Raw genomic sequence first — 25450 nt, 5'->3', positions numbered from 1 at the left:
GCCTGGATGCCGGAGGGCGCGCAGCGGCCGGTGCTCGCCGGCATCGGCACGGCCGAACCGATCGGCGGGCTGTCGGTGCCTCAGACCTGGGCCTCGGCCACCCCGGTGGCCAGCGCAGTCGAAGACCCGCAGTGGTTGTCGGAGGCGGACCTCGGGGCCGTTCCGGCGTCGGAGACGACGATGGGCGGCATGCCCGGTGCGCCGATGGTGGGTATGACTCAGCAGCCCGGTGTGTGGTCGCGTCCGACGGTCAGCAACATCTTGCGTGTGCAGGCGGGCCGCTTCACCATGCCCCGCCCGGTCTCCGGCGGCTAATCGCTCTCCCGTTCTCAATTCGGGACACAAGTGCGTATTGGCTTGTCGGCCAATAGTTTGCACCCACAGGAGGAGAAGCTGATGCTTGATTTCGGGGCGCTGCCGCCCGAGATCAACTCGGCCAGAATGTATGCCGGCCCGGGTTCGGCTCCGATGATGGCCGCCGCGGCGGCGTGGGATGGTCTGACCGCACAGCTGGAGACATTCGCCGCGCGCTATGCGGCGTTGCTCTCCGATTTGCAAGGCAGTTGGTCCGGCGCGTCCTCGGCCACCATGGCCGCCGCGAGCGCACCCTTTGTGGCCTGGCTGACCACGACCGCGCAGCAATCGGAGCGGGCCGCCGCCCAGGCCCGGTCGGCGGCAGCGGCCTACGAAGCGGCTTTTGCCGCGACCGTGCCGCCAGCGGTGGTGGCGGCCAACCGCGCGCTGCTGGCGATGCTGGTGGCGACCAATTTCTTCGGCCAGAACACACCGGCCATTGCCGCCACCGAGACGGCGTATGCCGAAATGTGGGCCCAAGATGCCGCGGCGATGTACAACTACGCCGGTTCGGCCTCGTCGGCCGCCAGCCTCGACCGGTTCAGCCAGCCACCGCCGACCACGACCCCGACGGCCCAATCCGCCCAGGGCGCCGCGGTGTCGCAGGCCGTCGGCGCCCCCGTCGATCAATCGCAGACGGCCTTGTCCCAGCTGATGGCCGCGCTACCGCAGCAGCTGCAGAGCCTGGCATCGGGCGGATTCTCTAACGTGTCGGCGGCGGAAGTGTCGCCACCTTCGATCGTCACCGTCTTCAGCGACATCAATACCCTTACCGGGCCGCTCGTTCCGACATACCAGCTGACCTACGCCACGTTTCAGATGGCCTATTTCATCCAGGGCCTCGAGCAGTCCAGTGTGCAGGCACATATTCTGCCGGAGATGGCGGCGCCGTTGGGAACCGCCGCGTCCGCAGCGCAAACGGTTGCGCCGCAAGGTATTTCGGGTCCGGTACTGGCCAGCGCCGGTCGGGCGGTTCCAGTCGGCGCGCTGTCCACGCCACCGAATTGGGCGGCTGGCGCGCCGGTGGACGGCCCGGTCGGTGAGCCGGTCACGGCCGGTGAGACAGGTTTCCGCGCCCTGCCACTGTGGGTAGAACAACCGCAGCGAACCGGCCAGTCGGGACTGCCGACCATGGCGCAGATCAACCATGGCGGCGGGCGTCGCGGTGACAACACCGTCTTCCGGATGCGGGACCGTCGCTACCGCATGCCGCGGCCCGCACCCGGTGGGTAGCGTCCGAACCCGACACCCCGATATTCGCCAGATGAGACCAGCCAGGCGACAATAGGGGAACGATGGACTTCTACAACGCCTACAGCCAGGGCTTCGCGCGGGTTGCCGCGTGCACGCATCACGCCGCGATCGGCGATCCCGCCGCCAACGCAGCATCGGTGCTCCGGCTGGCGCGGCAGTGCCACGACGAGGGTGTCGCGCTGGCCGTTTTCCCCGAGTTGACGTTGTCCGGCTATTCCATCGAGGACATCCTGCTGCAGGACGTGTTGCTGGACGCTGTCGAAGACGCCGTGCGTGACATTGTCGCGGCGTCCACCGATCTGTTGCCCGTCCTGGTGGTTGGCGCCCCGCTGCGTCATCGGCATCGCATCTACAACACCGCCGTGGTCATTCACCGCGGCGCCGTTCTCGGGGTGGCGCCCAAGTCGTATCTGCCGACCTATCGCGAGTTTTACGAGCGTCGCCAGATCGCACCCGGCGACGACCAATGCGGCACTATCCGGGTTGCCGGCGCGGACGCGCCGTTCGGCCCGGACCTGCTGTTCGCGGCGTCCGACGTGCCCGGCCTGGTCCTGCACGTGGAGATCTGCGAGGACATGTTCGTCCCGATTCCACCCAGCGCCGAAGCGGCGCTGGCGGGTGCGACGGTGTTGGCCAACTTGTCGGGCAGCCCGATCACGATCGGTCGCGCCGATGACCGTTGCCTGCTGGCGCGCTCTGCGTCGCAGCGATGCCTGGCCGCGTACGTGTACGCCGCTGCCGGAGAAGGGGAGTCGACCACCGACCTGTCATGGGACGGCCAGACCATGGTCTGGGAGAACGGCGTGCTGCTCGCCGAGTCGGAGCGGTTCCCCAAGGGAGAGAGACGCAGTGTCGCCGACGTCGACCTCGAACTGATTCGCTCCGAGCGGCTGCGGATGGGCACCTTCGACGACAACCGCCGCCACCACAGCGCATCGTCGGAGTCGTTCCGCCAGATCGACTTTCAACTGCACCCGCCCGCGGGCGACATCGGGTTGTACCGCAACGTCGAACGGTTCCCGTTCGTGCCGGCCGATCCGCAACGGTTGCAGCAGGACTGCTACGAGGCGTACAGCATTCAGGTCGCCGGACTCGAACAACGGTTGCGGGCCTTGGACTTTCCCAAGGTGGTGATCGGGATCTCCGGTGGGCTCGATTCGACGCACGCGCTGATCGTCGCGGCACGGGCGATGGATCGGGAAGACCGACCGCGCAGTGACATCCTGGCCTTCACGCTGCCCGGCTTCGCCACCGGTGAGCACACCAAGCGCAATGCGGTCGAACTGTGCCGCGCACTCGGTGTCACGTTCGCCGAGATCGACATCACCGAAACCGCGTCGCTCATGCTCAAGGAGATGGACCACCCGTTCTCGCGCGGAGAGAAGGTCTACGACGTCACGTTCGAAAACGTGCAGGCGGGTCTGCGCACCGACTACTTGTTCCGGCTGGCCAACCAGCGTGGCGGCATCGTGCTGGGCACCGGCGACCTGTCCGAATTGGGATTGGGTTGGTCGACTTATGGTGTGGGCGACCAGATGTCGCATTACAACGTCAACGCCGGTGTGCCGAAAACACTCGTCCAGCATCTGATTCGCTGGGTGATTTCCGCCGACCAGTTTTCGTCGGAGGTCGGGGAAGTCTTGCAGTCGGTGGTCGACACGGAGATCACTCCCGAACTCGTGCCAAGCGGCGAAGAAGAGGAACTGCAGAGCAGCGAGGCGAAGATCGGTCCCTTTGCCCTGCAAGACTTCTCGCTGTTCCATGTTCTACGCTACGGATTCCGACCGGCCAAGGTGGCATTCCTCGCCTGGCATGCGTGGAGCGACGCCGACAACGGCACCTGGCCACCCGGTTTTCCGGAGAACAAACGACCGTCTTACTCACTCAAAGAGATTCGGCACTGGCTGCAAATCTTCGTGCAGCGGTTCTACTCATTCAGCCAGTTCAAGCGCTCTGCCTTGCCCAACGGCCCCAAGGTGTCCCACGGCGGTGCGTTGTCGCCGCGGGGGGACTGGCGCGCCCCGTCGGACATGTCGGCGCAGGCCTGGCTGGACTCGATCGAACGCGACATTCCCGAGGACTAGCCCGACTAGGCGTCGCGCCCCTTCAGCATCTAACTCAACTTTTTTCGAGTGAGGGGAATAAAGGCTTCGCGGTGGGGCCTTGGACGTGGTGTAGGCGCGGCCGTGGTCGGCTGCGTCCAAGTCACGGAGGGTCTCGACATGCTCTTGATAGCGGTAGGAATCGGTTTTTTGCTGTTGTTCGCCGTGCTGATCTCCGACGGGATATCCAGCGGTTCTACCGGGACCACGGACGTCTCGTCGCGGCCCCGCAGGCCCGATACGGAGACGGCGGCCTCGGAATCGGAGGCGCCGCCCGCGATCACGCGTCACCCAGACGACGGCATCGACCTGGCCGCCTGATCGGACTTAGTCCGACAGTGTTGCTTGGTCGATCGCGGCTGAGGACGGCGCGCAATCGCCCGCGCCGGGCACCAGGGTCGCGAGCGCGCCGGCGGCGCAGGCTCGGCGCAATGCGCGGTCGCGGTCGTCGGCCCAGTTGGCCGCAAGGACACCGGCGAACACGTCGCCGGCCCCGGACGTGTCGACCGCTTCGACTGCGGGCGCGAACACGGTGAAGTCGGCGCCCTCGCCGATGTAGCGGGCGCCGCGCGCGCCGAGCGTGGTGACCTTGTGCGGCACCGGCCAAACCCATTGTGCGGCTTCGGTTTCGTTGACGACCAGGACATCGGTCAGCTCGGCGAGCCGAGCCAACTCGGTCCGGTTGCCACCCGCGGGTGACGCATTGAGGATGACGGTCACCCCCGCCGCGTGTGCTTCGGATGCCGCGGCCGTGGCTGTGGCTAGCGGAATCTCCAACTGCAGCAACAACACATCGCAATCTGCGACGAGGCGGCCCAATGCCGAAGAGTCCAGCATCAGTCGACCGTTGACCTCCGGAGCGACGACGATGATGTTTTCACCGCCCGTGTCGACGATCACGGCCGCAGTGCCACTGCGCCCGGGCACGGTGAGCAGCCCGTCGGTGCCGACACCGTTGGCCTCGAGGTGCGCGCGTAACTGTGCCGCCGCCTCGTCGTCGCCGACTGCACCGAAGAACCGCACCTCGGCGCCCGCCCGAGCCGCCGCCACCGCCTGATTGGCACCCTTGCCGCCCGGCGTCGTGCGCACCGCTGTCGCCAAGGCCGTCTCACCCGGAGCGGGCAAAACCTGGACGTCGAACCCGATATCCAGATTCACGCTGCCCACCACGCAAACCCGTGTCATTCCGCCGACGTTATGAAGAAGTGCACCAATTCACAAACGTCGTGTTGATAACGGTTTTCGGCAAATCCGTTTTCGCCCCTCGCCAGGCGCTATTCTGCTGCGTGATCTGGGCTTTTTGGCCCCGCAGCGAAAGGACGTCGATTGACGCCGCAAGGCTCAACTGATCCGGCAGCGGACGAGCAACCGGTCGCAGTCGAAAGTGGCAGGCGCCGTCGATTAGGGCCCCTGTCCAGGTTGAGCATTCAGTCCAAAATCATGGTGATGCTGCTCGTTTCTAGCCTGGGATCGCTGGCGGTGATCGGCGTGGTCACCTATGTCTCCGGCCAACGCACACTAGTGCCGATCGCGGCCGAACGCATGACGCAATTGCGTGAGGGGCAGAAGCGCGCGATTGAAATGTTGTTCACCGACTTGTCGAACTCACTGGCGATTTACAGTCGCGGTTATACCGCGGACGACGCCGTGCAGGCGTTCACCGCGGGTTTCGACCAATTAGCCGACGCGCCAACCGATCCTGCGCAACAGCAAGCGTTGGAGGGCTACTACAACAACAAGCTGATCAAGCCGATACAGCAGACCACCGGGCAGAAGCTGGAGCTGGCCGCGGTGCTGCCGACCGATAACGCGCAGCGATATCTTCAACTGCACTACACACTTCCGACGGCCGACGGGTCGGCCGCACCAGTCGACGCCGGCGACAACAGCGCATGGTCGGCGGCGAACGCCCGATACAACAGGTACTTTCGCGAGATCGCGACGCGCTTCGAGTATCGCGATGCAATGCTGCTCGACACCCGCGGCAACGTGGTTTACAACGTGAGCAAGGGCCCGACATTGGGTACCAACATCCTCACCGGACCGTACCGAGGCTCGAACCTGCGTGGTGCCTACGAAAAGGCAATGGCCGCAGACTCGGTCGATTTCGTCTGGATCACCGACTTCCAGGCGTTCCAGGCGGCCGGCGGGATGCCCATCGCGTGGCTGGTGTCGCCGATAGGCGTGGCGGGCAAGACGGACGGGGTGATGGCGCTTCCGCTGCCGATCTCGAAGGTCAACCGGATCATGACCGCCGACCAGCGCTGGAAAGCCGCGGGAATGGGAGCCACGGCCGAGACCTACCTGGCCGGGCCGGACGGCTTGATGCGTTCCGATTCGCGGATGTTCCTGCAAGACCCCGAACGATATAAGCGCGACGCGGTGGCGGCGGGAACCCCGGAAGACATTGTCGCCAAGGCAATGCGCTGGCACGGCACGACGCTGGTGCAGCCGGTCGATACCCGGGCGTTTCACGCCGCCCAGCGCGGCCAGAGCGGAACGCTATCGGACACCGGCTACCTGGGCGACCAGGAACTTGCGGCATACGCCCCCGTCACCATTCCGAATTCCGACCTGCGCTGGACGATTTTGGCCACGCGGGACCACGAAGAGGCCTACGCGCGGGTCGAGGCTTTCGCCCGCACGCTGGTGGTGACCGCCGCCGTGCTGGTTTTCGCGCTCTGCGTGCTCGCGATGCTGATCGCCCAGCGTTTCGTCGGCCCCGTCCGGCGCCTACGGGCCGGCGCGGAAGAGATCAGCGCCGGACACTACGACATCTCGATACCGGTCACCACCCGCGACGAAATCGGTGATCTTACAACCGCTTTCAACGAGATGAGCCGGAATCTGGAGATCAAGGAGGGGCTGCTCACCGCGCAGCGCAACGAGAATGACCGGCTGTTGCTGTCGCTGATGCCCGAATCCGTCGCCCAGCGCTACCGCGACGGTGAGCAGATCATCGCGCAAGAGCACCAAGACGTCACCGTCATATTCGCCGACATCATCGGTCTTGACGAGATCTCGATCGGGCTGTCCGGCGACGAACTCGTGCAGACTGTCGACGAACTTGTTCGCGAGCTCGACTCGACGGCGGAAACCCTTGGCGTCGAACCGATTCGCACCGTGCACAACGGCTACCTCGCCAGTTGCGGATTGAACGTGCCGCGGCTGGACAGCGTGCCCCGGACCATCGATTTCGCGGTCGAGATGCAGCGCATCATCGAGCGGTTCAACAGCGGCAAGGGCTATCACCTCACCATCCGCGCCGGCGTCAACACCGGCAACGTGATCAGCGGATTGGTTGGCCGATCGAGCGTCATCTACGACATGTGGGGCGCCGCGGTAAACCTGGCCCACCAAATGCCCAGCGGCACAACCGAGTCCGGGATATTCGTCACCACCGACGTCTACGAGGTGATGCGCGACATCAGGCAATTCGCGCCGGCCGGAACCGTCACGGTCGCTGGCGCCGAGCAGCCGATCTGGCGATTGACGGACCGCAAATGACCGTCGTCGATCCGGTGTGGTTGTACTGGGCCATCGCGCTGGCCGTCGGCCTGCCGCTGCTGCTGATCAGCCTTACCGAATGGCACAACTACCTGGGACGCCGTCAGAGTGCGCTGGCACGGCCGGTCAACTTGCTGCGGAGTTATCTGGTGCCGCTGGCGGCGCTGCTCGTGCTGCTGATCAAGGTGGCTCGCATCCCGGCACAGGTCGACTCGGTGCGGGTGTTGGCGACGGTCTTCGGCTTCGTGGTGTTACTGCTGGTGCTGTCCGGGCTCAACGCGACGGTATTCGAGGCAGCACCGGAGAGCTCGTGGCGCAAACGCGTTCCTGCGATATTCCGCGACGTGACAAGGTTTTTGCTGATCGCGATCGGTCTCACACTGATCTTCTCCTACGTGTGGGGAGTGCGCGTCGCCGGCCTCTTCACCGCCCTCGGCGTGACGTCGGTGGTCATCGGCTTGATGCTGCAGAACTCGGTCGGCCAGATCGTGTCCGGATTGTTCATGCTGTTCGAGCAACCGTTCCGGATCGGGGACTGGCTGGACACCCCGGGTGCCCGCGGACGCATCGTCGAAGCGAACTGGCGCGCGGTACACATTCAGACTGGTCACGGGCTGCAGATCACACCGAACTCGGTGCTGGCCGCGACCTCGTTCACCAACATGAGTCGTCCGCCCGGGGCCCACAAGCTGTCGATCGGCACCACGTTCTCACTGGCGGATCCGCCTGACCGCGTTCGACTTCTGCTGGTGCGGGTGGCAACCGCGTTGCCGCAACGCAAAACCGATGTCGCACCGACGTCGACGATGACCGGCCCCGGCGAGTACGAGGTCAGCGTCGCGCTGAAGTCACCCGCCGACGACGGCGCCACGAAGGCAACCTTTCTGAGGTGGATCTGGTACGCGGCCCGGCGCGAAGAGCTGCATCTCGACGACGTGAGCGACGACTTCTCCACGCCCGCACGGGTTCAGGTGGCGATGCGCGACGTGGTGGCGCCCGCGCTGCGGCTGAGCATCACCGACCAGCAGTCGCTGATCCCGCACGCGCGGATGGTGCGCTACGGCGCCGACGAAATCGTGCAGTTCGCCGGCGAAGTACCCACGGCCATGACGTTTTTGATCAAGGGCAGCATCCGGCGGACCACGACCAACGACGACGGATCGGTGACGCCACTGAGCCTGCTGGAGGAGGGCTCGTTCCTGGGGCTGAGCTCGCTGACCCGACAGCCAAGCGCGGCCGGCGCGTACGCCCTGGAGGAAGTGACCGCACTGGAGATCGATCGCGAGCACATCGAAGATCTCGTGCTCCGGACACCGCTGCTACTGCAGGAATTCGGCCGGATCATCGAAGACCGTCGCAGCGAATCGTCGCCGGTTGGGCCCGTCTCTACCCGCCGGTAGAAAGCCCGCTACCCTGGGTTAATGAGTGTCCATGCCTTCTCGGCGACCGACGTGCGCCAGCAGGTGCATAATGCGGCGCGCCGGGCCCGGGTGGCGGCTCGCGTTCTGGCCGCATTGCCGACGGTCGCCAAGGATCAAGCACTGCACGTAGCCGCCGATGCGCTGGTGGCCAACACCGACCGGATTCTGGCGGCCAATGCGGAAGACCTGCGGTCAGCCCGCGCCGCCGACACCCCGACCGCCATGCTCGACCGGTTGGCGCTGGACCCCAAGCGCGTCGACGGGATCGCCGCCGGCCTGCGTCAGGTCGCGGGCCTGCCCGACCCGGTCGGCGAGGTCCTGCGCGGCTACACCCTGCCCAACGGGCTCGCCCTGCGCCAGCAGCGGGTCCCTCTCGGCGTGGTCGGCATCGTCTACGAGGGCCGGCCCAACGTCACTGTCGACGCCTTCGGCTTGACGCTCAAATCCGGCAACGCCGCGCTGCTGCGCGGTAGCGCGTCCGCGGTGCACTCCAACGAGGCGCTGGTCGCCGTGCTGCGGGAGGCACTGCACAGCGAGGACCTGCCGGTCGATGCCGCACAGCTGATCTCGTCGGCCGATCGCTCGTCGGTCACGCATCTGATCCAGGCCCGCGGACTGGTCGACGTGGTGATCCCGCGAGGGGGAGCCGGCCTGATCGACGCGGTGGTTCGCGACTCGCAGGTGCCGACCATCGAGACGGGTGTTGGCAACTGCCACGTCTACGTGCACGACGCCACCGACCTCGACATGGCCGAGCGAATCCTGTTGAATTCCAAGACCCGTCGACCCAGTGTATGCAACGCGGCCGAGACGCTGCTGGTCGATCGGGCGATCGCGGATGAGGCCATGCCGCGACTGATCAACGCGCTGCAGGATGCCGGCGTGACCGTGCATCTCAATCCCGGCGACGACCACCTGCGTCGCGAATACCTGGAGATGGAGATCGCCGTCGCGGTGGTCGACGGAGTCGATGCCGCGATCGCCCACATCAACGAATACGGCACCGGTCACACCGAAGCCATTGTGACGTCGAACATGGCTGCGGCACAACGCTTTACAGAGGGCGTTGATGCGGCCGCGGTGATGGTGAACGCCTCGACCAGCTTCACCGACGGCGAGCAGTTCGGATTCGGCGCCGAGATCGGCATCTCGACCCAGAAGCTGCACGCCCGCGGTCCGATGGGGCTCGCCGAACTGACCTCGACCAAGTGGATCGGCTGGGGAGACGGCCAGACCCGCCCGGTCTGACATAGCTGAGGAGATAACCCACGTGAGTGTGCCCGCGCGGCCCGCACCGCTGTTCGCCGACATCGACGACGTCGGCCGGCGGCTCGCCGATACTGGCTACCTGCCCGACACCGCCACTGCGACTGCCGTTTTCCTCGCCGACCGACTCGGCAAGCCGCTGCTGGTCGAAGGTCCGGCCGGGGTTGGCAAGACCGAACTCGCCCGCGCCGTCGCGCAGGCCACCGGGTCCGGTCTGGTCCGCCTGCAGTGCTACGAAGGTGTCGACGAGGCCCGCGCGCTCTACGAGTGGAACCACGCCAAGCAGATCCTGCGTATTCAGGCCGGTTCCGACGACTGGGACCAGACCAAGACCGACGTCTTCACCGAGGAGTTCCTGCTCTCACGACCGCTGCTCACCGCGATCCGGCGCACCGAACCCACCGTGCTACTGGTCGACGAAACCGACAAGGCCGACATCGAAATCGAGGGCTTGCTGCTGGAGGTGCTGTCCGACTTCGCAGTGACGGTCCCCGAATTGGGCACCATCACCGCCGAACGTCCGCCGTTCGTCGTGCTGACCTCCAACGCCACCCGCGAATTGTCCGAGGCGCTCAAACGCCGCTGCCTGTTCCTGCACATCGACTTCCCGACTCCGGAACTGGAACGTCGGATCCTGTTGTCCCGCGTGCCGGAACTGCCCGCGCACATCGCCGAAGAACTGGTCCGCATCATCGGGGTGCTTCGGGGAATGCAACTCAAGAAGCTGCCGTCGGTGGCCGAGACCATCGACTGGGGGCGCACCGTACTGGCCCTGGGCCTGGACACCATCGACGACGCCACCATCGCCGCGACCATGGGTGTCGTGCTCAAGCATCAGTCGGATCAAAATCGGGCCACCTCCGAACTTCGGCTCAACTGAGAGAAGAGCTGATGGCCGTCCGCCGCGTTCGCCCCAGCCAGCCGCTAGCTCCGAATGGCATTCCGGGCCATCTGGTCGGGTTCGTCGAAGCACTGCGCGCACAAGGCATTTCGGTCGGCCCGTCGGAGACCGTCGACGCCGGCCGGGTGATGGGAGTCCTCGGCCTCGGCGACCGCGAGATACTGCGGGCAGGGCTGGCGTGCGCGGTGCTGCGCCGGCCCGAGCACCGCGAAACCTACGATGCGATGTTCGACCTGTGGTGGCCGGCTGCGCTCGGCACCCGCTCCGCGGTCGCCGACGAAGACACGATCGACCCGGATGTGCAGTTGCCGCCCGACGACGTCGAGGCGATGCGTCAGATGCTGCTCGACCTGCTCACCGAGAACCCCGAACTCGCCGACATGGACGACCGCCTGGTCGCGATGATCGCCCAAATCGTCGACGCCTACGGCAAATACAACTCCAGCCGCGGACCGTCGTACTCCTCGTATCAGGCACTCAAGTCGATGGCGCTCGACGAGCTGGAGGGCAAGCTACTGGCCGGCCTGCTCGCCCCCTACGGCGACGAGCCCACCCCGACCCAGGAGGAGATCGCCAAAGCGCTTGCCGCGCAGCGCATCACCCAGCTCCGCAAGATGGTCGACGCCGAAACCAAGCGACGCACCGCCGAGCAGCTCGGCCGCGACCACGTCCAGATGTACGGTATCCCGCAGCTGTCCGAGAACGTCGAATTCCTGCGCGCCTCGGGTGATCAGCTGCGCGCCATGCGCAAGGTCGTGCAACCGCTGGCCCGCACTCTCGCGACGCGGCTGGCCGCCCGCCGCCGGCGGGCCCGCGCCGGCGCCATCGATCTACGGAAGACGCTGCGCAAGTCGATGTCGACCGGTGGCGTGCCGATCGACCTGGTGCTGCGCAAGCCGCGCCCGGCCCGGCCCGAGCTGGTGGTGCTCTGCGACGTGTCCGGCTCGGTCGCCGGATTCAGCCATTTCACGCTGCTGCTGGTGCACGCACTGCGGCAGCAATTCTCCCGCGTTCGGGTGTTCGCCTTCATCGACACCACCGACGAAGTCACCCACATGTTCGGGCCGGACGCCGATCTTGCCGTGGCGATCCAGCGGATCACCCGCGAGGCCGGCGTCTACACCCGCGACGGGCACAGCGACTACGGCAACGCGTTCATCTCGTTCACCGAGCAGTTCCACAACGTGCTGTCGCCACGTAGCTCGCTGCTGGTGCTCGGCGATGGCCGCACCAACTACCGCGACCCGGCCACCAGCGTCTTGGCGCACATGGTGAACGCCAGCCGGCACGCGCACTGGCTCAACCCGGAGCCCAAGCACCTCTGGAACAGCGGCGACTCGGCGGTGGTGCGCTACCAAGAAGTGATCACCATGCACGAATGCCGCTCCGCCAAGCAGCTGGCTGCGGTGATCGACCAGCTGCTGCCGGTCTAGCGTCACCGCGAATTTCCTCAGTTGTACAGCTCACATTGACGCTATTCTTAGCTGCGCATCAGGTAGGGCTTAGGTGCGTTATGTGCAACTCGCGGAAAAGAATTGAGGTTCGTCATGGTGAAGCGTCGATATGCCACGGCCCCGATCCTCGGGCTGGCCGGCGCGGCGATCGCCTTGTCCGTACCTGCTTACGCCGACGCGGACGACCCGTTGTCGGGCAGCACCACCGCGATCTTTCTGGGCGGCACCGGCATGCCGTCGCCGTCGACGGCTTATATAGAAACCGCGGAATCGCTGTACCTGAAGCCGCTGGGGTTCGCCGATGCCGCGTCGATCTGCGACATGGTGTTCTCGGTGCCGTGTGACGCCCCGTTGCAGGCGCTGACGACGCCGGAAGTGTTCGAGTTCGGCCCGAGCAGTCTGCAGGGCGAGGCGGACCTGATCGCCGCGGTGGAAGCCGAATACGCCACCGGAGCCATCAGTGCCGAGCACCCACTGACGATCTTTGCCTACTCGCAGAGCGCGATCCTGGCGTCGGCGGCCGAGAAAGTACTCTCGGCCACCATTCCGCAGGACGACCTGCATTTCGTGTTCATCGGCGACGCGAGCGACGCGAACGGGATAGCCACCAACATCTACGCCGACCTGGTCCAGCTGTTCGGCGGGGGCACTACCGGCACAGACATCACCGACTTCCTACTAAAAGCCATCAACGAGGACCAATTCGCCCCCGGCGGCCTGTTGGCCGGTGAAACGCCCAACGACCTGTATCCGACGACCATCTACGACATCAACACCGACGGGGTCTCCGACTGGCAGGAGGATTGGGACGCCACCATCAATAACGGCGGCAGTCCTCTGGACGCCCTGGGCAACGGGCTTTACCACTTTTTCACCACCCACGTGGAGTACCTGGGACTGACGCCGGAGGAGATCGCCAGCGGCGTCACCACCACCGACGGCCTCACCACAACCATCACCATCCCGGACGGTTCGGACCCGGGCGCCATCATCGACGACTGGTCGGCGCTGGTGGGCGCGTTTTCGCACGGGCTTGTCGACAGCGGGGGAATCACCGCCCTACTGGCGACCATTCAAGACCTTTTCAACCCCGCCTACTTCTGAGCGCATCCGGCCGGGTGCTGATGTGGCCTGTGTGACATCGAGGGCCAGCCGTATCGCGCTCAAGTAAGCTGGCAAACCGTGCAAAAGCGGCGGCTGGGAGTGATGGGCGGGACGTTCGATCCCATCCACAACGGACACTTGGTCGCGGCCAGTGAGGTCGCCGACCTCTTCGATCTCGACGAGGTGGTGTTCGTGCCGACCGGCCAGCCCTGGCTGAAGGGCCGCCAGGTCAGCGCGGGCGAAGACCGCTACCTGATGACGGTGATCGCCACGGCGGCCAACCCGCGTTTCTCGGTCAGCCGGGTCGACATCGACCGTGGCGGTCCGACCTACACCAAGGACACCCTGCGGGATCTGCAAGCGCTCAACCCGGACTCCGACCTGTACTTCATCACCGGTGCCGACGCGCTGGCGTCGATCCTGTCCTGGCAGGACCTCGACGAGCTGTTCGCCGCGGCTCGGTTCGTCGGCGTCAGCCGGCCCGGCTACGAACTCGGCAGCGAGCATCTCGCCGGCGTGCTCGAGGGCCTGCCCGCCGACGCCCTGTCGCTCGTCGAAATCCCCGCTCTGGCAATCTCTTCCACCGACTGCCGGCTGCGGGCCGCCGAAGCCCGCCCGTTGTGGTACCTGATGCCCGACGGTGTCGTGCAATACATCTCCAAGACCGATCTCTACCGCAAACCGGGGGTGGACGCGTGACCGCCGCGCCCGAGGCCGTCGACATGGCGGCGGTCGCGGCGCGCGCGGCGGCTTCCAAGCTCGCCGACGATGTCGTCGTCATCGACGTCTCCGATCAATTGGTCATCACCGACTGCTTCGTGATCGCGTCGGCATCCAACGAGCGACAGGTCAATGCGATCGTCGACGAGGTCGAGGAGAAGATGCGCGACGCCGGCTACAAGCCCGCCCGCCGCGAAGGCACCCGCGAGGGCCGTTGGACGCTACTGGACTACGTCGACATCGTCGTCCACATTCAGCACCAGGACGAGCGCGACTTCTATGCCCTCGACCGGCTGTGGCGGGACTGCCCCGTAGTAGCGGTGGACGTGTCGTGACCATCCGGCGGCTGGTGATGTTGCGGCACGGCCAGACCGCGTTCAATTTCGGCAGCCGGATGCAGGGCCAACTCGACACCGAGCTGACCGAACTGGGCCGCGCGCAGGCCGTGGCCGCCGCCGAAGCTCTTGCCAAGCATCAGCCGTTGCTCATCGTGTCCTCGGATCTGCGGCGCGCCTACGACACCGCGGTCGCGTTGCAGGAACGCACCGGCCTACGGCTGTGGGCCGACGACCGGCTTCGGGAGACCCATCTCGGTGACTGGCAGGGCATGACCCACGCCGAGATCGACGCGAGCGCCCCGGGTGCCCGGTTGGCGTGGCGCGAGGACGCGACCTGGGCGCCACACGGCGGGGAGAACCGGATCGACGTGGCCAACCGCAGCGTGCCGCTGGTTGCCGAGTTGGTCGCGGGTGAACGCGAGTGGGGGGCCCACGACGAGTCGGCGCGGCCGGTGGTGCTGGTGGCCCACGGCGGCCTGATCGCCGCGCTGACCGCGGCATTGTTGCGGCTGCCGGTGGGCAACTGGCCGGCGTTCGGCGGCATGGGCAATGCGAGCTGGACGCAGCTGTCCGGGCACACCGAGTCCGGTGCTGCGGCAGATGATTTCGATGCCATCCAGTGGCGGCTCGATGTCTGGAACGCGTCGGCACAGGTTGCGGGCGATGTCCTCTGAGCCGCGGCCGACCCTGCTGGTCTTCGCCGATTCACTGGCCTATTACGGGCCGACCGGCGGGCTTCCGTCCGACGATCCGCGGATCTGGCCCAATATCGTTGCCACCCAGCTGGGTTGGGACGTGGAGCTGATCGGCCGCATCGGGTGGACGTGCCGCGACGTGTGGTGGGCGGCCACCCAGGACCCGCGGGCGTGGGCGGCGCTGCCGCGGGCCGGTGCGGTGATCTTTGCGACCAGTGGCATGGATTCACTGCCGTCGCCGTTGCCGACGGCGCTGCGGGAGCTGATCCGCTACGTGCGCCCGCCGTGGCTGCGGCGTTGGGTCAGAGACGGCTACGGTTGGCTGCAGCCGCGGTTGTCGCCGGTGTCGCGCGCCGCACTGCCGCCGCACCTGAGCGCCGAATACCTCGAAGAGACCCGCGGCGCAATCGATTTCAACCGACCGGGTATCCCCATCGTCGCGTCGCTGCCGTCGGTGCATATCGCCGAGGCATACGGCAAGGCGCACCACGGCAGGCCCGGCACCGTTGCGGCGATCACCCAGTGGGCAGGCGAGCATGATGTTCCGCTGGTCGACCTGAAAGCCGCGGTCGCCGACGAGGTGATGAACGGTCGCGGCAACCCCGATGGCATTCACTGGAACTTCGAGGCGCACCGGGCGGTCGCGGAGTTGATGCTCAAGGCGCTGGCCGAGGCCGGCGTGGCGACGATGCAGAGCGCGCAGCGCGATGAGGAGCCGCGCGATCCGGCCGATATCCGAGTCGACAGCTGAGTTCATGCCCGTCGTCGTCGTCACCGATTCGTCGGCACGCCTTCCCGAAGAACTGCGGCGGCAGTGGGGGATACGTGAAGTCCCCCTGCACATTCTGCTCGACGACACCGATCTTCGCGACGGCGTGGACGACATCCCAGACAGCATCCACGAGTATGGCCAGGCCACCACGGCGGCCGCCACACCCGCCGAGTTGGCCGAGGTGTACCGACAGGCGTTGGCCGACAGTGGCGGCGACGGTGTGGTCGCCGTGCACCTGTCCAAGGCGCTGTCTGGAACACACCGGGCCGCCGAGGCCACCGCCGCCGAGATCGGCTCGGGGATCAGGGTTCTCGACTCGAAATTCACCGGCATGAACACCGGCTTCATCGCCCTGGCCGCGGCGCGGGCGGCCGCCGACGGCGCGGACCAGGACGGTGTTGCTTGTGCCGCGGCCGCCGCGGTGGGCCGCAACCACGGCTTCATCGTGGTGCATCAACTGGACAACCTGCGCCGCAGTGGACGCATCGGTGGCGCCGGTGCGTGGTTGGGCACCAAGCTGTCGCTCAAGCCGCTGCTGCGCATCGACGACGGCAAACTTGTTCTGGCGCAACGGGTTCGGACGGCCGGCAAAGCGGTCGCGACGATGATCGATCGGGTCGTCGAGATCGTCGGGGACCGGCGCGCCTCGATCGCGGTGCATCACGTCGCCAACCCCGACGGCGCGCAGAGCTTGGCGGCGGAGCTGGCCGAGCGGTTGCCCAGCTGCGAACCCGCGATCGTCACCGGGCTGGGCCCGGTGTTGGCCCTGCACGTCGGCGCCGGCGCGCTCGGCGTGTGCGTGGAAGTAGCCGACGCCGACTAGCTCAGGACTTCTGCACGGCCAGCGGGGCGGTGCTGGCCTCGTCGCCGACAGCGGGCGGCGGCTTCGGCTTGGCGTGGTCGCCGCGCGGATGGACCACCAGTGGCCACCAGAACCAGCGGCCGAGCAGCGTTGCCAGTGACGGCATGAAAAGCGTTCGCACGACCAGGGTGTCGAGGAGCAGACCGATGCAGACCGTCGAGCCGAACTGGCCCAGCACGGTCAGGTCGCTGCCCAGCATCGCGGCCATCGTGAAGGCGAACACCAGGCCGGCGGAGGTCACGACCGCGCCGGTGCCGGCCATCGACCGGACGTATCCGGTCTTGAGTCCGGCGTGGATCTCTTCTTTGAATCTCGATACCAGCAGCAGGTTGTAGTCCGAGCCGACGGCCAACAGGATGATCACCGACAGCGCCACGACGATCCAGTGCAGGTGCATCCCGAACAGGTCCTGCCAAATCAGCACGGACAGCCCAACCGACGCGGCGATCGAGCTGCTCGCCGTTCCCACGATCACCAGGGCCGCCACCACGCTTCGGGTCAGCAGCAGCATGATCATGAAGATCAGCGTCAACGCCGACACCACCGCGATCATCAGGTCGTACTTCTCACCGTCGGCCATGTCCCGGAACGTCGCGGCGGTGCCGCCGAGATACACCTTGGCGTCGGACAACGACGACTGCTTGAGCGCTTCCTGGGCGGCGGTGCGTTCCGCGTCCACCCGGCCGATGCCCTCCGGCGACATCGGATCACCCTGGTGAGTGATGAAGAACCGCACCGACTTTCCGTCGGGGGAGTAGAACAGCTTCACGCCGCGAATAAATTCCGGGTTGGTGAACGCCTCGGGGGGCAGGTAGAAGAAGTCGTCGTTTTGCGATTTGTCGAAGCTCTGACCCATCACGATGGAGGTATTGCTCATCGCCTCCATTTGATTGATCATCGCCTGGAACGTCTGGTACATGGTCAGCGTCAGGCCGTGCGTCGTCTTCAACGTGTCGAGCATGATCGGGATCAGCAGCTCTAACTCGTGGGAAGCCTGTGCGGTGCGCCCGATCTCGCCCGAGAGCTGGTGGAACTTCTCCGCGAGTTGGTCGAAGCCGTCGATTGAGTCGAACAGCGCCCGGGTCGAATAGCAGATCGGGATGTCGTAGCAGTGCTTCTCCCAGTAGAAGATGCTGCGGATCGGCCGGTAGAAGTCGTCGAAGTCCGCGATGTGATCGCGCAGGGTGTCGGTGATTTCCGAGGTTTCCTGCGTGGTCTTGGCGCTGTCGAGGGCAGCGCTGGCTAGATCGTGGGTAACCTTCGCCTGGCGTTCGGTCACGTTGATCATGATCTGCATCTCGTCGGCCATCTTCAGAAGGTCCTTCATGCGGTCCTTCAAAAAGTCCATGTTCTGCATGGTCGTCTGGCTCTGGATGCTGTTCTGGAACGGAATTGAGCTGTGCTGGATGGGAATTCCCAGCGGTCTGGTGATGTCCTGGATCATCGCGATGCCGACGGTCCGGATCTCGTTCTTGGCGACCTTGTCCAGCACCAGCATGTCGGCCGGATTGCGCATGTCGTGGTCGGCCTCGATCATCAGCATGTCCGGATTCATCCGGGCCTCGGAGAAATGCCGGTCCGCCGCGGCATAACCGATGTTGGACAGCGCGGTTTCGGGTAGGTAGTGCCGGTCGTTGTAACTCGGCTTGTAGCCGGGCAGTGCGACCATTCCGACCAGGACCACCGCAGCGCTGACCGCGAAAACCGGTGCGGGCCAACGTACTACCGCCGTGCCGACTCGCCGCCATAGCCGACCTCGCGACTGCCCCTTCTTCTCGAACAGGCCGAACCGGCTGCCAAGAAACACCACGGCGGGGCCCAGCGTCAGGCCGGCCGCCACGACGACGATCATGCCGACGAACACCGGTGCGCCCATCGTGTGGAACCACGGCAACCGGCAGAAGCTCAAACAGTACGTCGCGCCGGCGATGGTCAACCCGGATCCCAAGACGACCGGGGCCACGCCTTTGAACATTGTGTAGTAGGCGGTTTCGCGATCTTCGCCGGCTCGTCGCGCTTCTTGATAGCGGCCGACCAGGAAGATGCCGTAGTCCGTGCCGGCGGCGATCGCCAACATCGTCAGGATGTTCGCGGCGAACGTGGTCAGGCCGAAGGCGTTGTTGTAGCCCAGCACGGCAACGATTCCCCGAGCGCAGGCCAGCGCGACGAACGTCATGAACAGCTGGATCAATGTCGTGACGATCGAGCGGTAGACCAGCAGCAGCATGATCGCGATCGCGCCCAGGGTGAACAGCGTGATCTTGGCGAGGCTGGCGTTGCCGATGACGTGCATATCGTCGGACAGCGCCGCCGAGCCGGTGACGTGGGCCTTGACCCCGGGCGGCGCGGGTTCGGCGTCGACAACCTTGCGGACCGCTTCGACGGATTCGTTGGCCTGTGTCGTTCCCTGATTGCCGGCGATGTTCACCTGGACATAGGCGGCTTTGGCGTCGGCGCTCTGCGCGCCTGCGGCGGTGAAGCGGTCGCCCCAGAAGTCCTGGATGTGCTGGACGTGCCCGGGGTCATGCCGCAGCTTGCGGACGATGTCGTCGTAATAGTGGTGCGCGGCCTCGCCGAGCGGCTGCTGACTTTCCACGACCACCATGACCGTGCTGTTGGAGCTGAACTCCTTGAAGTTGTGGCCCATCCGCATCATCGCCTGATTTGACGGTGCTTCCAGGGGTGCCATTGGCGCGGAATGGTTTTCGCCGACGATTTCCAGGCTCGGCACGGCGACGTTGACCAAGACCGTCAACGCGACCCAGCCCACGATGATCGGAATCGAGAAGATCCGAATGAAATGCGGGAGGAACGGATGGTGCGGCTTGGTCTCGGCGCGGCTCATGCGGACTTCACCAGGCAGAAGGTCTGGGCGTTGTGCCCGTCGGAGCTTCGGTGCTCGCGCAGCTCTCCGTCGACCGTGATGCGGCAACCGATGTAGGGGGCATCGGTCTGCGCCATGATGTTGGCGCTCACGGCGGGCAGCGTCGTGGAAATGGTGTACGACCACGGCAGCGGCGCGTTGTTCACCTGGTGGGTGTTGGCGTCGGCGTCCCAGTAGTTGATGTTCGCCACGCTTCCCGGCGGCCCGTCGATCTCGTATTTCACCACTTTCGGGTTGAACTGGACGATCTTGATTCCGGCTCCCGAATTCGCGTTGAGATCCTGCGAAGCGAATACCTTGTGCAACCGCGTGACAGCGAGCGCGGAAACGGACAGCACGACAATAAGCAGCAGCGGTATCCAGGCTCGTTTGAGTGCACCGCTAATCGACATCGCCCTCACTCGGTCTCCTACCGCCAGAACCTTCGCTCGGCTAACGATGCTAGACGCTAGGGCACGATACCGTTCTGTGAGGGCCCTCGCCGTCTCCAGGCCAGGAGTTCCAGCGCGACCGCAACGCGGACGTGGGAATCTTCGAGTGGTTGTGGCAGTAGCTCGTCGGCCTGGGCAAGTCGCGCGTGCAACGTATTGCGGTGGATGAACAACCGCGCGGCTGTACGTGAGGCGCTATACCGCTCGTGGATGAAGGTCAGCACGGTCCGACGGAGTTCGGCATCTGCTGAGGCGAGGTTGCCCAGGGTGCGTGTGATGAATCGATCCGCCTGTTCTGAATCGGCAACAAGCAATGCAACGAGTTCGATGTCGGTGAAACGTACTATGCGGCACGGGCTTCCGACTTGCGCCGACATACGTTGCGCGGTCAACGCGTCAAGGTGACTGCGCCGGAAGCCTTCTGCGCCGGCAGATGTCGGTCCGACCGCGATCCGAGTTCCGGGCAGGCGATCGAGAATCGTCGCAACGCAAGTCAAATCTGGACTGTTCTGGCCGGCAAGCCATAGCCACCTGGTATTAGCGTCGGCTCGCATTCTCAGTGAGTGACCGCCTGTGGCGGTGTCCGTCAGCGCCCGGGCCACCCGGTCCAGATCGCCCCCGTCGACGTCAGGCCGCTCGTTCCAGACCACCGTCGCGGTGTGGTGCTGTCGAAAGGTGTAACCGAGCCGTTCTTCGATGTTCGGCGGAGGAGGTCCGCCCTCAATGATTTGCGCAACGACCTCATGGATCGCGGGATCGGTGCCGCGTTGTAGATGTGCTCGCTCGGTTCGCACGAGTTGGCAGAGGTCGACGACCACCGCCTCGATGAACGACGCGATCGACCGCTGACACACATCGAGTAGCTCGCGCAAGTCGTCCGGATCGGAAGTCAACCGGAACGCAAGAGGCGTCCAGTACCGCAATGCCGCGTTTTGGGCGAGCCGATAGGCGTCCATGACCGCCACCTCGTCAAGGCCGCGGGAAACCACGTTGCGAACCGCGACAAGCTCCGCCTCAGTGATGTTGGTTGATATCGGCTCGCCGGGATGACTGATGTTTTCCGCCAGCCACCGCAGACAGCTTTCTCTAGTACTTCGCCGGATGGCACTCACGATCACGGGATCATCGGCGACGCGTCTGGCATAACGGGAGGCGAGCGGAACCTCCTGCATCTCTTCTAACCACGGCACAGAACCGTCGAGCGCCATCTCGGCGCCACGCCGTATCAACTCGCGTACAGCCTCCGACGGACGTGCCCATTGTCCGCCTTGCACGTTGAGCCCCTTTCGGACATGGAAAGCGGTGCGCGGCACTGTGATTGTGGTAGGCCGGGTGCTGGGACAACGACTAGCAGAAATCATGTTGGGCCGCAATGGAAGTCCAGTTCGACGACCACTGATCCTGCGCTCGGGGCAGAGGCCACAAGGATCTCCGACCCGATGGGATCATCCCCACGCGGGGTTGAAGATATCTTGCAGCGACTCCAGAATGCTGTTCAAGAAGCCACCCGAGGACGCAATGTCCGCCAAGCCGGTCACCCACGCCGAGCTCCAGTCCGTGGGGTCCGGTATCAGGTCGGTGGTGGTCAGGCCGTCGACTGTCAAGGTGCCGGCAGCAACCTCGGCCGGGGTCAACCCCAGGTACTCGATGTGGGTCGTGAGGAAGTGGTAGACCGAGCTCCCAAGGGCGTCCCAGGCATTGCCGTTGTCAGCGGCCATGGCCGCGTTCCAATCCTGTTGCCAGTCCGCGATCCCGTCGGTGTTGATCGTGTAGATCGTCGTCGGATACAAGTTATCCGGGGTGACACTGTTCAAAGTGCCGGCGCCGTTGAGAAGGTGGCCCTCGTACTCGGTGCCAGCGGGGGCGAATTGCCCTTCATTGACGAAGTAAAGCAGCGCGTTGGTGTCGTTGGTCCCGGTTGTGCCGCCCCCAAAAAGCGTGACGAGGTCGTTGTAGATATTGGGGGCAACCCCGGCTTCGGTGTTTCCGTCGCCGATCATCACCAAGTGCAGATCGGCCTGGGGGATACCCGCGGCCATCAACTCGGCTTCGGCATGCGACAAGGCCATCGCGCTCTGCGAATAGGTGAATATCGTTAGCGGATCGGTCGCGCTCATATCGCCGGCAGCGTATTCGGCTTCCACCGCGCTAACGATGTCTTGGCTGGTGGCGAGCGTGCTTGGGCCTTCCTCCAGCAGTTCGGGGGTCGTCAGCACCTGTAGTGGCGCGTCGCACACCGCGGTTCCGGTCATGTCGCAAATGTTCGACGCGCCGTCCCCAACGGTCATACCCAGCGGCTGCAGAAAATTCGTATACGCGGCGTCGACCCAGGCCGTCGACGGTGTCGGTTCGAAAGTGCCGCCCACAAACATCGCGTGAGTGCTGTCCGCAAGCGGTCCGAGAACGTCAGTATTTGTGTCAGCGTGGGCACTCGTGGCCAGTGCAATCGGCACTGCAGCCGCACCGATAACAGCCGCGGTAACGCTGTAACGTTTCAACACTGAAACTCCTGGGTTCTCTTGATTTGCAAGAATTTCACCAAGGCCCGAAACAATTGCCGATGACGATTTGTAGTCAGGGTCTCGGCGTGCTTCTCACGCCAAATTCATGTCGGGCTAAGAATTACCTCAGGTTGATCTCGGGGAACAAGGACATCGCGCACAGAGATCACACGGTGGACAGTGCTAAATGCACTCCGGTGCGCAGGCGGGACGGTCTCGCTATTCGGTGACCCGCCCGGTCACCGGCGGGAGGTCGGCCAGCGTGACGATTCCCGGCTCGGCCGCCACGACGGCGGGCACGGCGTTCGTGACCGGCATCGCGGTGTAAATCATGCCCAGGCCCATGAAACCAGGCTCGGTCCAGTCCTTTGGCGGCAGGCAGTGCAGCACCGTGCGCATGTTGGGGATGCCGAACACCTGAATGACGTGGCCGTGCTCGAGCGGTTTGGGCGGCACCACGTGATTGCCCATGGTCCAGTTGAATCCCACGCTGACCACATTGCGGTCGCCGACCCAGCCGCGGTGGTAGCCGAAGACGCTGCCGACTGTGCCTGCCGGGATCTTCATGAAGCCCAGATCGGAGTCGGCGGTCGCCGCGGTGAACGTCACGTCGAAGGTCATCTTGTCCAGCTTCGCCCCGATCGCGTCGGCCATCATCGCGGCGGACTCGGCGAACACCTCGCTCTCGCGTCGCACATTCTCGGCCAGCCCGGGCGTATCCGGATCCTGCGAAAAGCCCATGGCGGTTTGGGTTTCCGCCGATTCGTAGGTAGAGCAGTCCACCGACTCGGTGATGCGGATTTCGTCGACGCGCTCGCACGAGCCGCTGAGCGCCATCCCGACCAGGTTCGTCATCCCCGGGTGTGCGCCGCTGCCGAAAATCGTCGACTGACCCCGCTCGCAGGCGTCGAGGATCCGTTGCCGGTCCTCAGGCGTCTGCTTGCCACCGGTGATCCAGGCCGCGCTGGTGCACACGTTGACCCCGGCTTCGAGCAGTCGAACCAGCTCGTCGACGCTGGGCCACAGCGGGTTGTAGCAACATGCATCGGGGCGAAGGGCCAGCAGGGCGTCGATGTCGTTGGTGGCGGTGACCCCGGTCGGCTCGGCCAAGCCGGACAGCTCGGCGGCGTCCACCCCGACTTTGTCTTGACCGTGCGCGTAGACGCCGACGAGTTCCATGTCGGGCCTGCCGATGATGGCGTGCAGCGAGCGCCGTCCGATATTGCCGGTGGTCCACTGGATCACGCGAAGCGGTTGGCCTGGGGTCGTCGCGCTCATCAAGGGCTCCTTTGCCGGTGTGACTGACTCATTATGTTCAACCGGCCGACCGGCACCCGAGCCGGGCAGCGCTCGAGCAGAGTTAATTTTGCCGCGCCGGATAATTTCCCCCACGTCTACCGCAGCAGGCCGGCCAGTCAGGGGCCTGCCTCGCTCTCGGTGGCGCCTCCCGCCAGCCCGAGCAACGGGAAATAGACACCTGTCAATGATGGCTGGACGTGGATTTTTGCGTTGAACAGGCGTTGAGTACTGACCGAAACCTGCACTGCCGCAACCGATAGACGCATCGGGTGGGCCGCGTAGCGATAGGGCGGACCGCCGGTACCGAAATCGCTCCAGCAAGTTGACAGTGAACAGTTGTTTTCTTACTCTAGAGTAACCTACGCGCGCGTAAGTTATTCGAGCCGCCGAAAGGGGTCTGATCGTATGGGCACGCAGCAAACTTGTAGTGGACGACGTCCGAGAAGATAGCCCGGGACCTCGAGTCGATGGCGCAATTACACGAGAGCGGCGCACGGATCATCACCGAGGCCGACACGACGCTCGCTCCGCTGTCCGGCTACGGCCAACTCGACCCGCTGTCCGCCTGTGCTGTGGAGGAGTGGGTACGGCGCGGCAGCCTGCTGCCGGTCGAGAATGTTCCGCTCGCGGCGATCCGTAATTCGTATACACCCCGAAAGACCAAGGCCAACGAGAGCCACATCCAGGTGCTCGCGCAATCGCCGGTGCCGCTGCCCCCGATCGTGGTTCATCGGGGCACGATGCGCGTGATCGACGGCGTGCACCGGCTTCGAGCCACCGAATTGCGGGGGCACAGCACTATTGCGGCCCGGCTTTTCGAGGGGGATGACGCGGAGGCTTTCGCGCTCGCAGTGCATTTGAATGTGACGCACGGCCTGCCATTGACGCTTTCAGAAAGAAAAGCCGCCGCGCAAAGGGTGTTGGCATCTTACCCGCATTGGTCGGACCGGTCGATTGGGCTAATCGCGGGCGTATCGAATAAGACCGTCGGAAAATTGCGTGGGTGTGCAACCGAGGAGATTTCCCAGTTGAACCCGAGGCTTGGGCGTGACGGGAAAGTGCGACCGGTCAGTCCGGCTAATGGCCGGCGCCGCGCCGCCGAATTCCTGTCCATGAATCCGCGGGCATCGCTGCGCGAGATCGCCCGCAAAGCGGGCGTTTCCGTCACGACGGCGCGCGATGTGCGTCAGCGCATCGACAAGGGCGAGAGCCCGCTGCCGGACAATGTGGCCAAGAAGGTCGGCCAAAGCGCCGCACCGGTCATCGGTGCCGCCGGCAGCACTGCGGCGCCGCCTCTCCCGAATTCGTCGCGGGGCACCCGGATGCCTCCGGAGGGCCGCGGCCGCGATTTGCTCCAGCGACTGAGGAACGATCCATCGGTCCGGTCGTCAGAGCGGGGACGCGAAGTGCTGCGGCTGCTGTCGACGGTCGTGGTGGCGATCAGTGCCTGTAATGAGTTCGCCGAAGCCGCTCCCGTTCACTGCTCGGGAACTCTGGCCGAGATCGCCAAAAAGAACGCTCGCGCCTGGCAGGAGATCGCGGAGAGGTTCGAAGGCAATGCGCAGTGAAAAAGCCTCAGGGTGAA

22 protein-coding genes are annotated in these 25450 nt (G+C 65.2%); 16 read left to right on the top strand and 6 right to left on the bottom strand.

The annotated features are described in order from the left end of the window. The 4 genes from A5658_RS01235 to A5658_RS01220 form a co-directional block, all read left to right on the top strand. On the top strand, positions 1–315 hold a 315-nt coding region (locus A5658_RS01235; protein WP_197503005.1), incomplete at its 5' end, for a PE/PPE C-terminal domain-containing protein. Between the two features lie 81 nt (positions 316–396). Further along, on the top strand, positions 397–1587 hold the full coding sequence (locus A5658_RS29155) for a PPE domain-containing protein (protein WP_067329988.1): 1191 nt from the start codon (positions 397–399) through the stop codon (positions 1585–1587). Between the two features lie 62 nt (positions 1588–1649). Next, positions 1650–3692 carry an NAD(+) synthase gene (locus A5658_RS01225; protein WP_067329985.1) on the top strand — a complete coding sequence of 681 codons (2043 nt, stop codon included), beginning with the start codon at positions 1650–1652 and terminating at the stop codon, positions 3690–3692. Positions 3693–3830: 138 nt separating this feature from the next. Continuing rightward, on the top strand, positions 3831–4031 hold the full coding sequence (locus tag A5658_RS01220) for a hypothetical protein (RefSeq protein ID WP_156751193.1): 201 nt from the start codon (positions 3831–3833) through the stop codon (positions 4029–4031). A gap of 6 nt (positions 4032–4037) precedes the next feature. Here the strand turns inward: A5658_RS01220 and A5658_RS01215 are convergent, their stop codons facing one another. Next, on the bottom strand, positions 4038–4895 hold the full coding sequence (locus A5658_RS01215; protein WP_067329978.1) for a ribokinase: 858 nt from the start codon (positions 4893–4895) through the stop codon (positions 4038–4040). Between the two features lie 141 nt (positions 4896–5036). Here A5658_RS01215 and A5658_RS01210 point away from each other — a divergent pair, with 141 nt between their 5' ends. From A5658_RS01210 to A5658_RS01160, 11 genes are all read left to right on the top strand, one after another. Next, positions 5037–7217 carry an adenylate/guanylate cyclase domain-containing protein gene (locus A5658_RS01210; RefSeq protein WP_067329974.1) on the top strand — a complete coding sequence of 727 codons (2181 nt, stop codon included), beginning with the start codon at positions 5037–5039 and terminating at the stop codon, positions 7215–7217. Then, positions 7214–8617 (top strand): mechanosensitive ion channel domain-containing protein, encoded by a 1404-nt coding sequence (locus A5658_RS01205; RefSeq protein WP_067329971.1) that lies wholly within the window; start codon positions 7214–7216, stop codon positions 8615–8617. Before A5658_RS01210 ends, A5658_RS01205 begins: the two co-directional genes overlap by 4 nt. Positions 8618–8638: 21 nt before the next feature. Then, the gene (locus tag A5658_RS01200) at positions 8639–9886 is read left to right on the top strand and encodes a glutamate-5-semialdehyde dehydrogenase (protein WP_067329967.1); all 1248 of its coding nucleotides are present in this window, start codon (positions 8639–8641) and stop codon (positions 9884–9886) included. Positions 9887–9908: 22 nt separating this feature from the next. After that, a complete protein-coding gene (locus tag A5658_RS01195) occupies positions 9909–10784 on the top strand; it encodes a MoxR family ATPase (RefSeq protein ID WP_067329963.1) in 876 nt (291 codons plus the stop codon). Between the two features lie 11 nt (positions 10785–10795). After that, positions 10796–12238 (top strand): VWA domain-containing protein, encoded by a 1443-nt coding sequence (locus A5658_RS01190; RefSeq protein ID WP_067329958.1) that lies wholly within the window; start codon positions 10796–10798, stop codon positions 12236–12238. Between the two features lie 117 nt (positions 12239–12355). After that, positions 12356–13363 (top strand): PE-PPE domain-containing protein, encoded by a 1008-nt coding sequence (locus tag A5658_RS01185; RefSeq protein WP_231997166.1) that lies wholly within the window; start codon positions 12356–12358, stop codon positions 13361–13363. 78 nt (positions 13364–13441) lie between these two features. Continuing rightward, positions 13442–14062 (top strand): nicotinate-nucleotide adenylyltransferase, encoded by a 621-nt coding sequence (nadD, locus tag A5658_RS01180; RefSeq protein WP_255361293.1) that lies wholly within the window; start codon positions 13442–13444, stop codon positions 14060–14062. Continuing rightward, positions 14059–14418, top strand: a complete 360-nt coding sequence (gene rsfS, locus A5658_RS01175; protein WP_067329948.1) for a ribosome silencing factor — start codon at positions 14059–14061, stop codon at positions 14416–14418. The genes nadD and rsfS overlap by 4 nt, the downstream gene beginning before the upstream one ends. After that, the gene (gpgP, locus tag A5658_RS01170; RefSeq protein ID WP_067329945.1) at positions 14415–15095 is read left to right on the top strand and encodes a glucosyl-3-phosphoglycerate phosphatase; all 681 of its coding nucleotides are present in this window, start codon (positions 14415–14417) and stop codon (positions 15093–15095) included. The genes rsfS and gpgP overlap by 4 nt, the downstream gene beginning before the upstream one ends. Beyond that, positions 15085–15867, top strand: coding sequence for a diglucosylglycerate octanoyltransferase (gene octT / locus A5658_RS01165; RefSeq protein ID WP_067329940.1), 783 nt, complete (start codon positions 15085–15087; stop codon positions 15865–15867). Before gpgP ends, octT begins: the two co-directional genes overlap by 11 nt. A 4-nt stretch (positions 15868–15871) precedes the next feature. Continuing rightward, the gene (locus A5658_RS01160; RefSeq protein ID WP_067329936.1) at positions 15872–16711 is read left to right on the top strand and encodes a DegV family protein; all 840 of its coding nucleotides are present in this window, start codon (positions 15872–15874) and stop codon (positions 16709–16711) included. A 1-nt stretch (position 16712) separates the two neighbouring features. Here the strand turns inward: A5658_RS01160 and A5658_RS01155 are convergent, their stop codons facing one another. From A5658_RS01155 to A5658_RS01135, 5 genes are all read right to left on the bottom strand, one after another. Then, complete coding sequence (locus tag A5658_RS01155) at positions 16713–19595, bottom strand: RND family transporter (protein WP_082992860.1); 2883 nt, start codon at positions 19593–19595, stop codon at positions 16713–16715. After that, positions 19592–20026, bottom strand: coding sequence for an MmpS family transport accessory protein (locus tag A5658_RS01150; protein ID WP_067329931.1), 435 nt, complete (start codon positions 20024–20026; stop codon positions 19592–19594). Before A5658_RS01150 ends, A5658_RS01155 begins: the two co-directional genes overlap by 4 nt. Positions 20027–20082: 56 nt before the next feature. Continuing rightward, positions 20083–21378 (bottom strand): CdaR family transcriptional regulator, encoded by a 1296-nt coding sequence (locus A5658_RS01145; RefSeq protein WP_231997165.1) that lies wholly within the window; start codon positions 21376–21378, stop codon positions 20083–20085. Between the two features lie 132 nt (positions 21379–21510). Beyond that, entirely contained in the window at positions 21511–22431 is a 921-nt protein-coding gene (locus A5658_RS01140) for a PE-PPE domain-containing protein (protein WP_197503004.1), read from the bottom strand. 354 nt (positions 22432–22785) lie between these two features. Beyond that, positions 22786–23844 carry a dihydrodipicolinate reductase gene (locus tag A5658_RS01135; protein ID WP_067329921.1) on the bottom strand — a complete coding sequence of 353 codons (1059 nt, stop codon included), beginning with the start codon at positions 23842–23844 and terminating at the stop codon, positions 22786–22788. Between the two features lie 488 nt (positions 23845–24332). On the opposite strand from A5658_RS01135, the gene A5658_RS01130 reads away from it, so the two are divergent. Next, positions 24333–25433 carry a ParB N-terminal domain-containing protein gene (locus A5658_RS01130; protein ID WP_082992858.1) on the top strand — a complete coding sequence of 367 codons (1101 nt, stop codon included), beginning with the start codon at positions 24333–24335 and terminating at the stop codon, positions 25431–25433. The last annotated feature ends 17 nt before the right edge of the window (positions 25434–25450 follow it).

This window comes from Mycobacterium sp. 1245111.1, from assembly GCF_001673405.1.
GTDB lineage: Bacteria > Actinomycetota > Actinomycetes > Mycobacteriales > Mycobacteriaceae > Mycobacterium.
The sequence above is the reverse complement of the archived record's forward strand: the minus strand, read 5'-3'. Positions and strand labels throughout refer to the sequence as shown.

What these genes read in the sequence shown, in the direction of transcription:
- A5658_RS29155 (WP_067329988.1), top strand. Translation starts at nt 397, where the DNA reads ATGCTTGATTTCGGGGCGCTGCCGCCCGAGATCAACTCGGCCAGAATG.
- A5658_RS01225 (WP_067329985.1), top strand. Translation starts at nt 1,650, where the DNA reads ATGGACTTCTACAACGCCTACAGCCAGGGCTTCGCGCGGGTTGCCGCG.
- A5658_RS01220 (WP_156751193.1), top strand. Translation starts at nt 3,831, where the DNA reads ATGCTCTTGATAGCGGTAGGAATCGGTTTTTTGCTGTTGTTCGCCGTG.
- A5658_RS01215 (WP_067329978.1), bottom strand. Translation starts at nt 4,895, where the DNA reads ATGACACGGGTTTGCGTGGTGGGCAGCGTGAATCTGGATATCGGGTTC.
- A5658_RS01205 (WP_067329971.1), top strand. Translation starts at nt 7,214, where the DNA reads ATGACCGTCGTCGATCCGGTGTGGTTGTACTGGGCCATCGCGCTGGCC.
- A5658_RS01200 (WP_067329967.1), top strand. Translation starts at nt 8,639, where the DNA reads ATGAGTGTCCATGCCTTCTCGGCGACCGACGTGCGCCAGCAGGTGCAT.
- A5658_RS01190 (WP_067329958.1), top strand. Translation starts at nt 10,796, where the DNA reads ATGGCCGTCCGCCGCGTTCGCCCCAGCCAGCCGCTAGCTCCGAATGGC.
- octT (WP_067329940.1), top strand. Translation starts at nt 15,085, where the DNA reads ATGTCCTCTGAGCCGCGGCCGACCCTGCTGGTCTTCGCCGATTCACTG.
- A5658_RS01160 (WP_067329936.1), top strand. Translation starts at nt 15,872, where the DNA reads ATGCCCGTCGTCGTCGTCACCGATTCGTCGGCACGCCTTCCCGAAGAA.
- A5658_RS01155 (WP_082992860.1), bottom strand. Translation starts at nt 19,595, where the DNA reads ATGAGCCGCGCCGAGACCAAGCCGCACCATCCGTTCCTCCCGCATTTC.
- A5658_RS01150 (WP_067329931.1), bottom strand. Translation starts at nt 20,026, where the DNA reads ATGTCGATTAGCGGTGCACTCAAACGAGCCTGGATACCGCTGCTGCTT.
- A5658_RS01135 (WP_067329921.1), bottom strand. Translation starts at nt 23,844, where the DNA reads ATGAGCGCGACGACCCCAGGCCAACCGCTTCGCGTGATCCAGTGGACC.
- A5658_RS01130 (WP_082992858.1), top strand. Translation starts at nt 24,333, where the DNA reads ATGGCGCAATTACACGAGAGCGGCGCACGGATCATCACCGAGGCCGAC.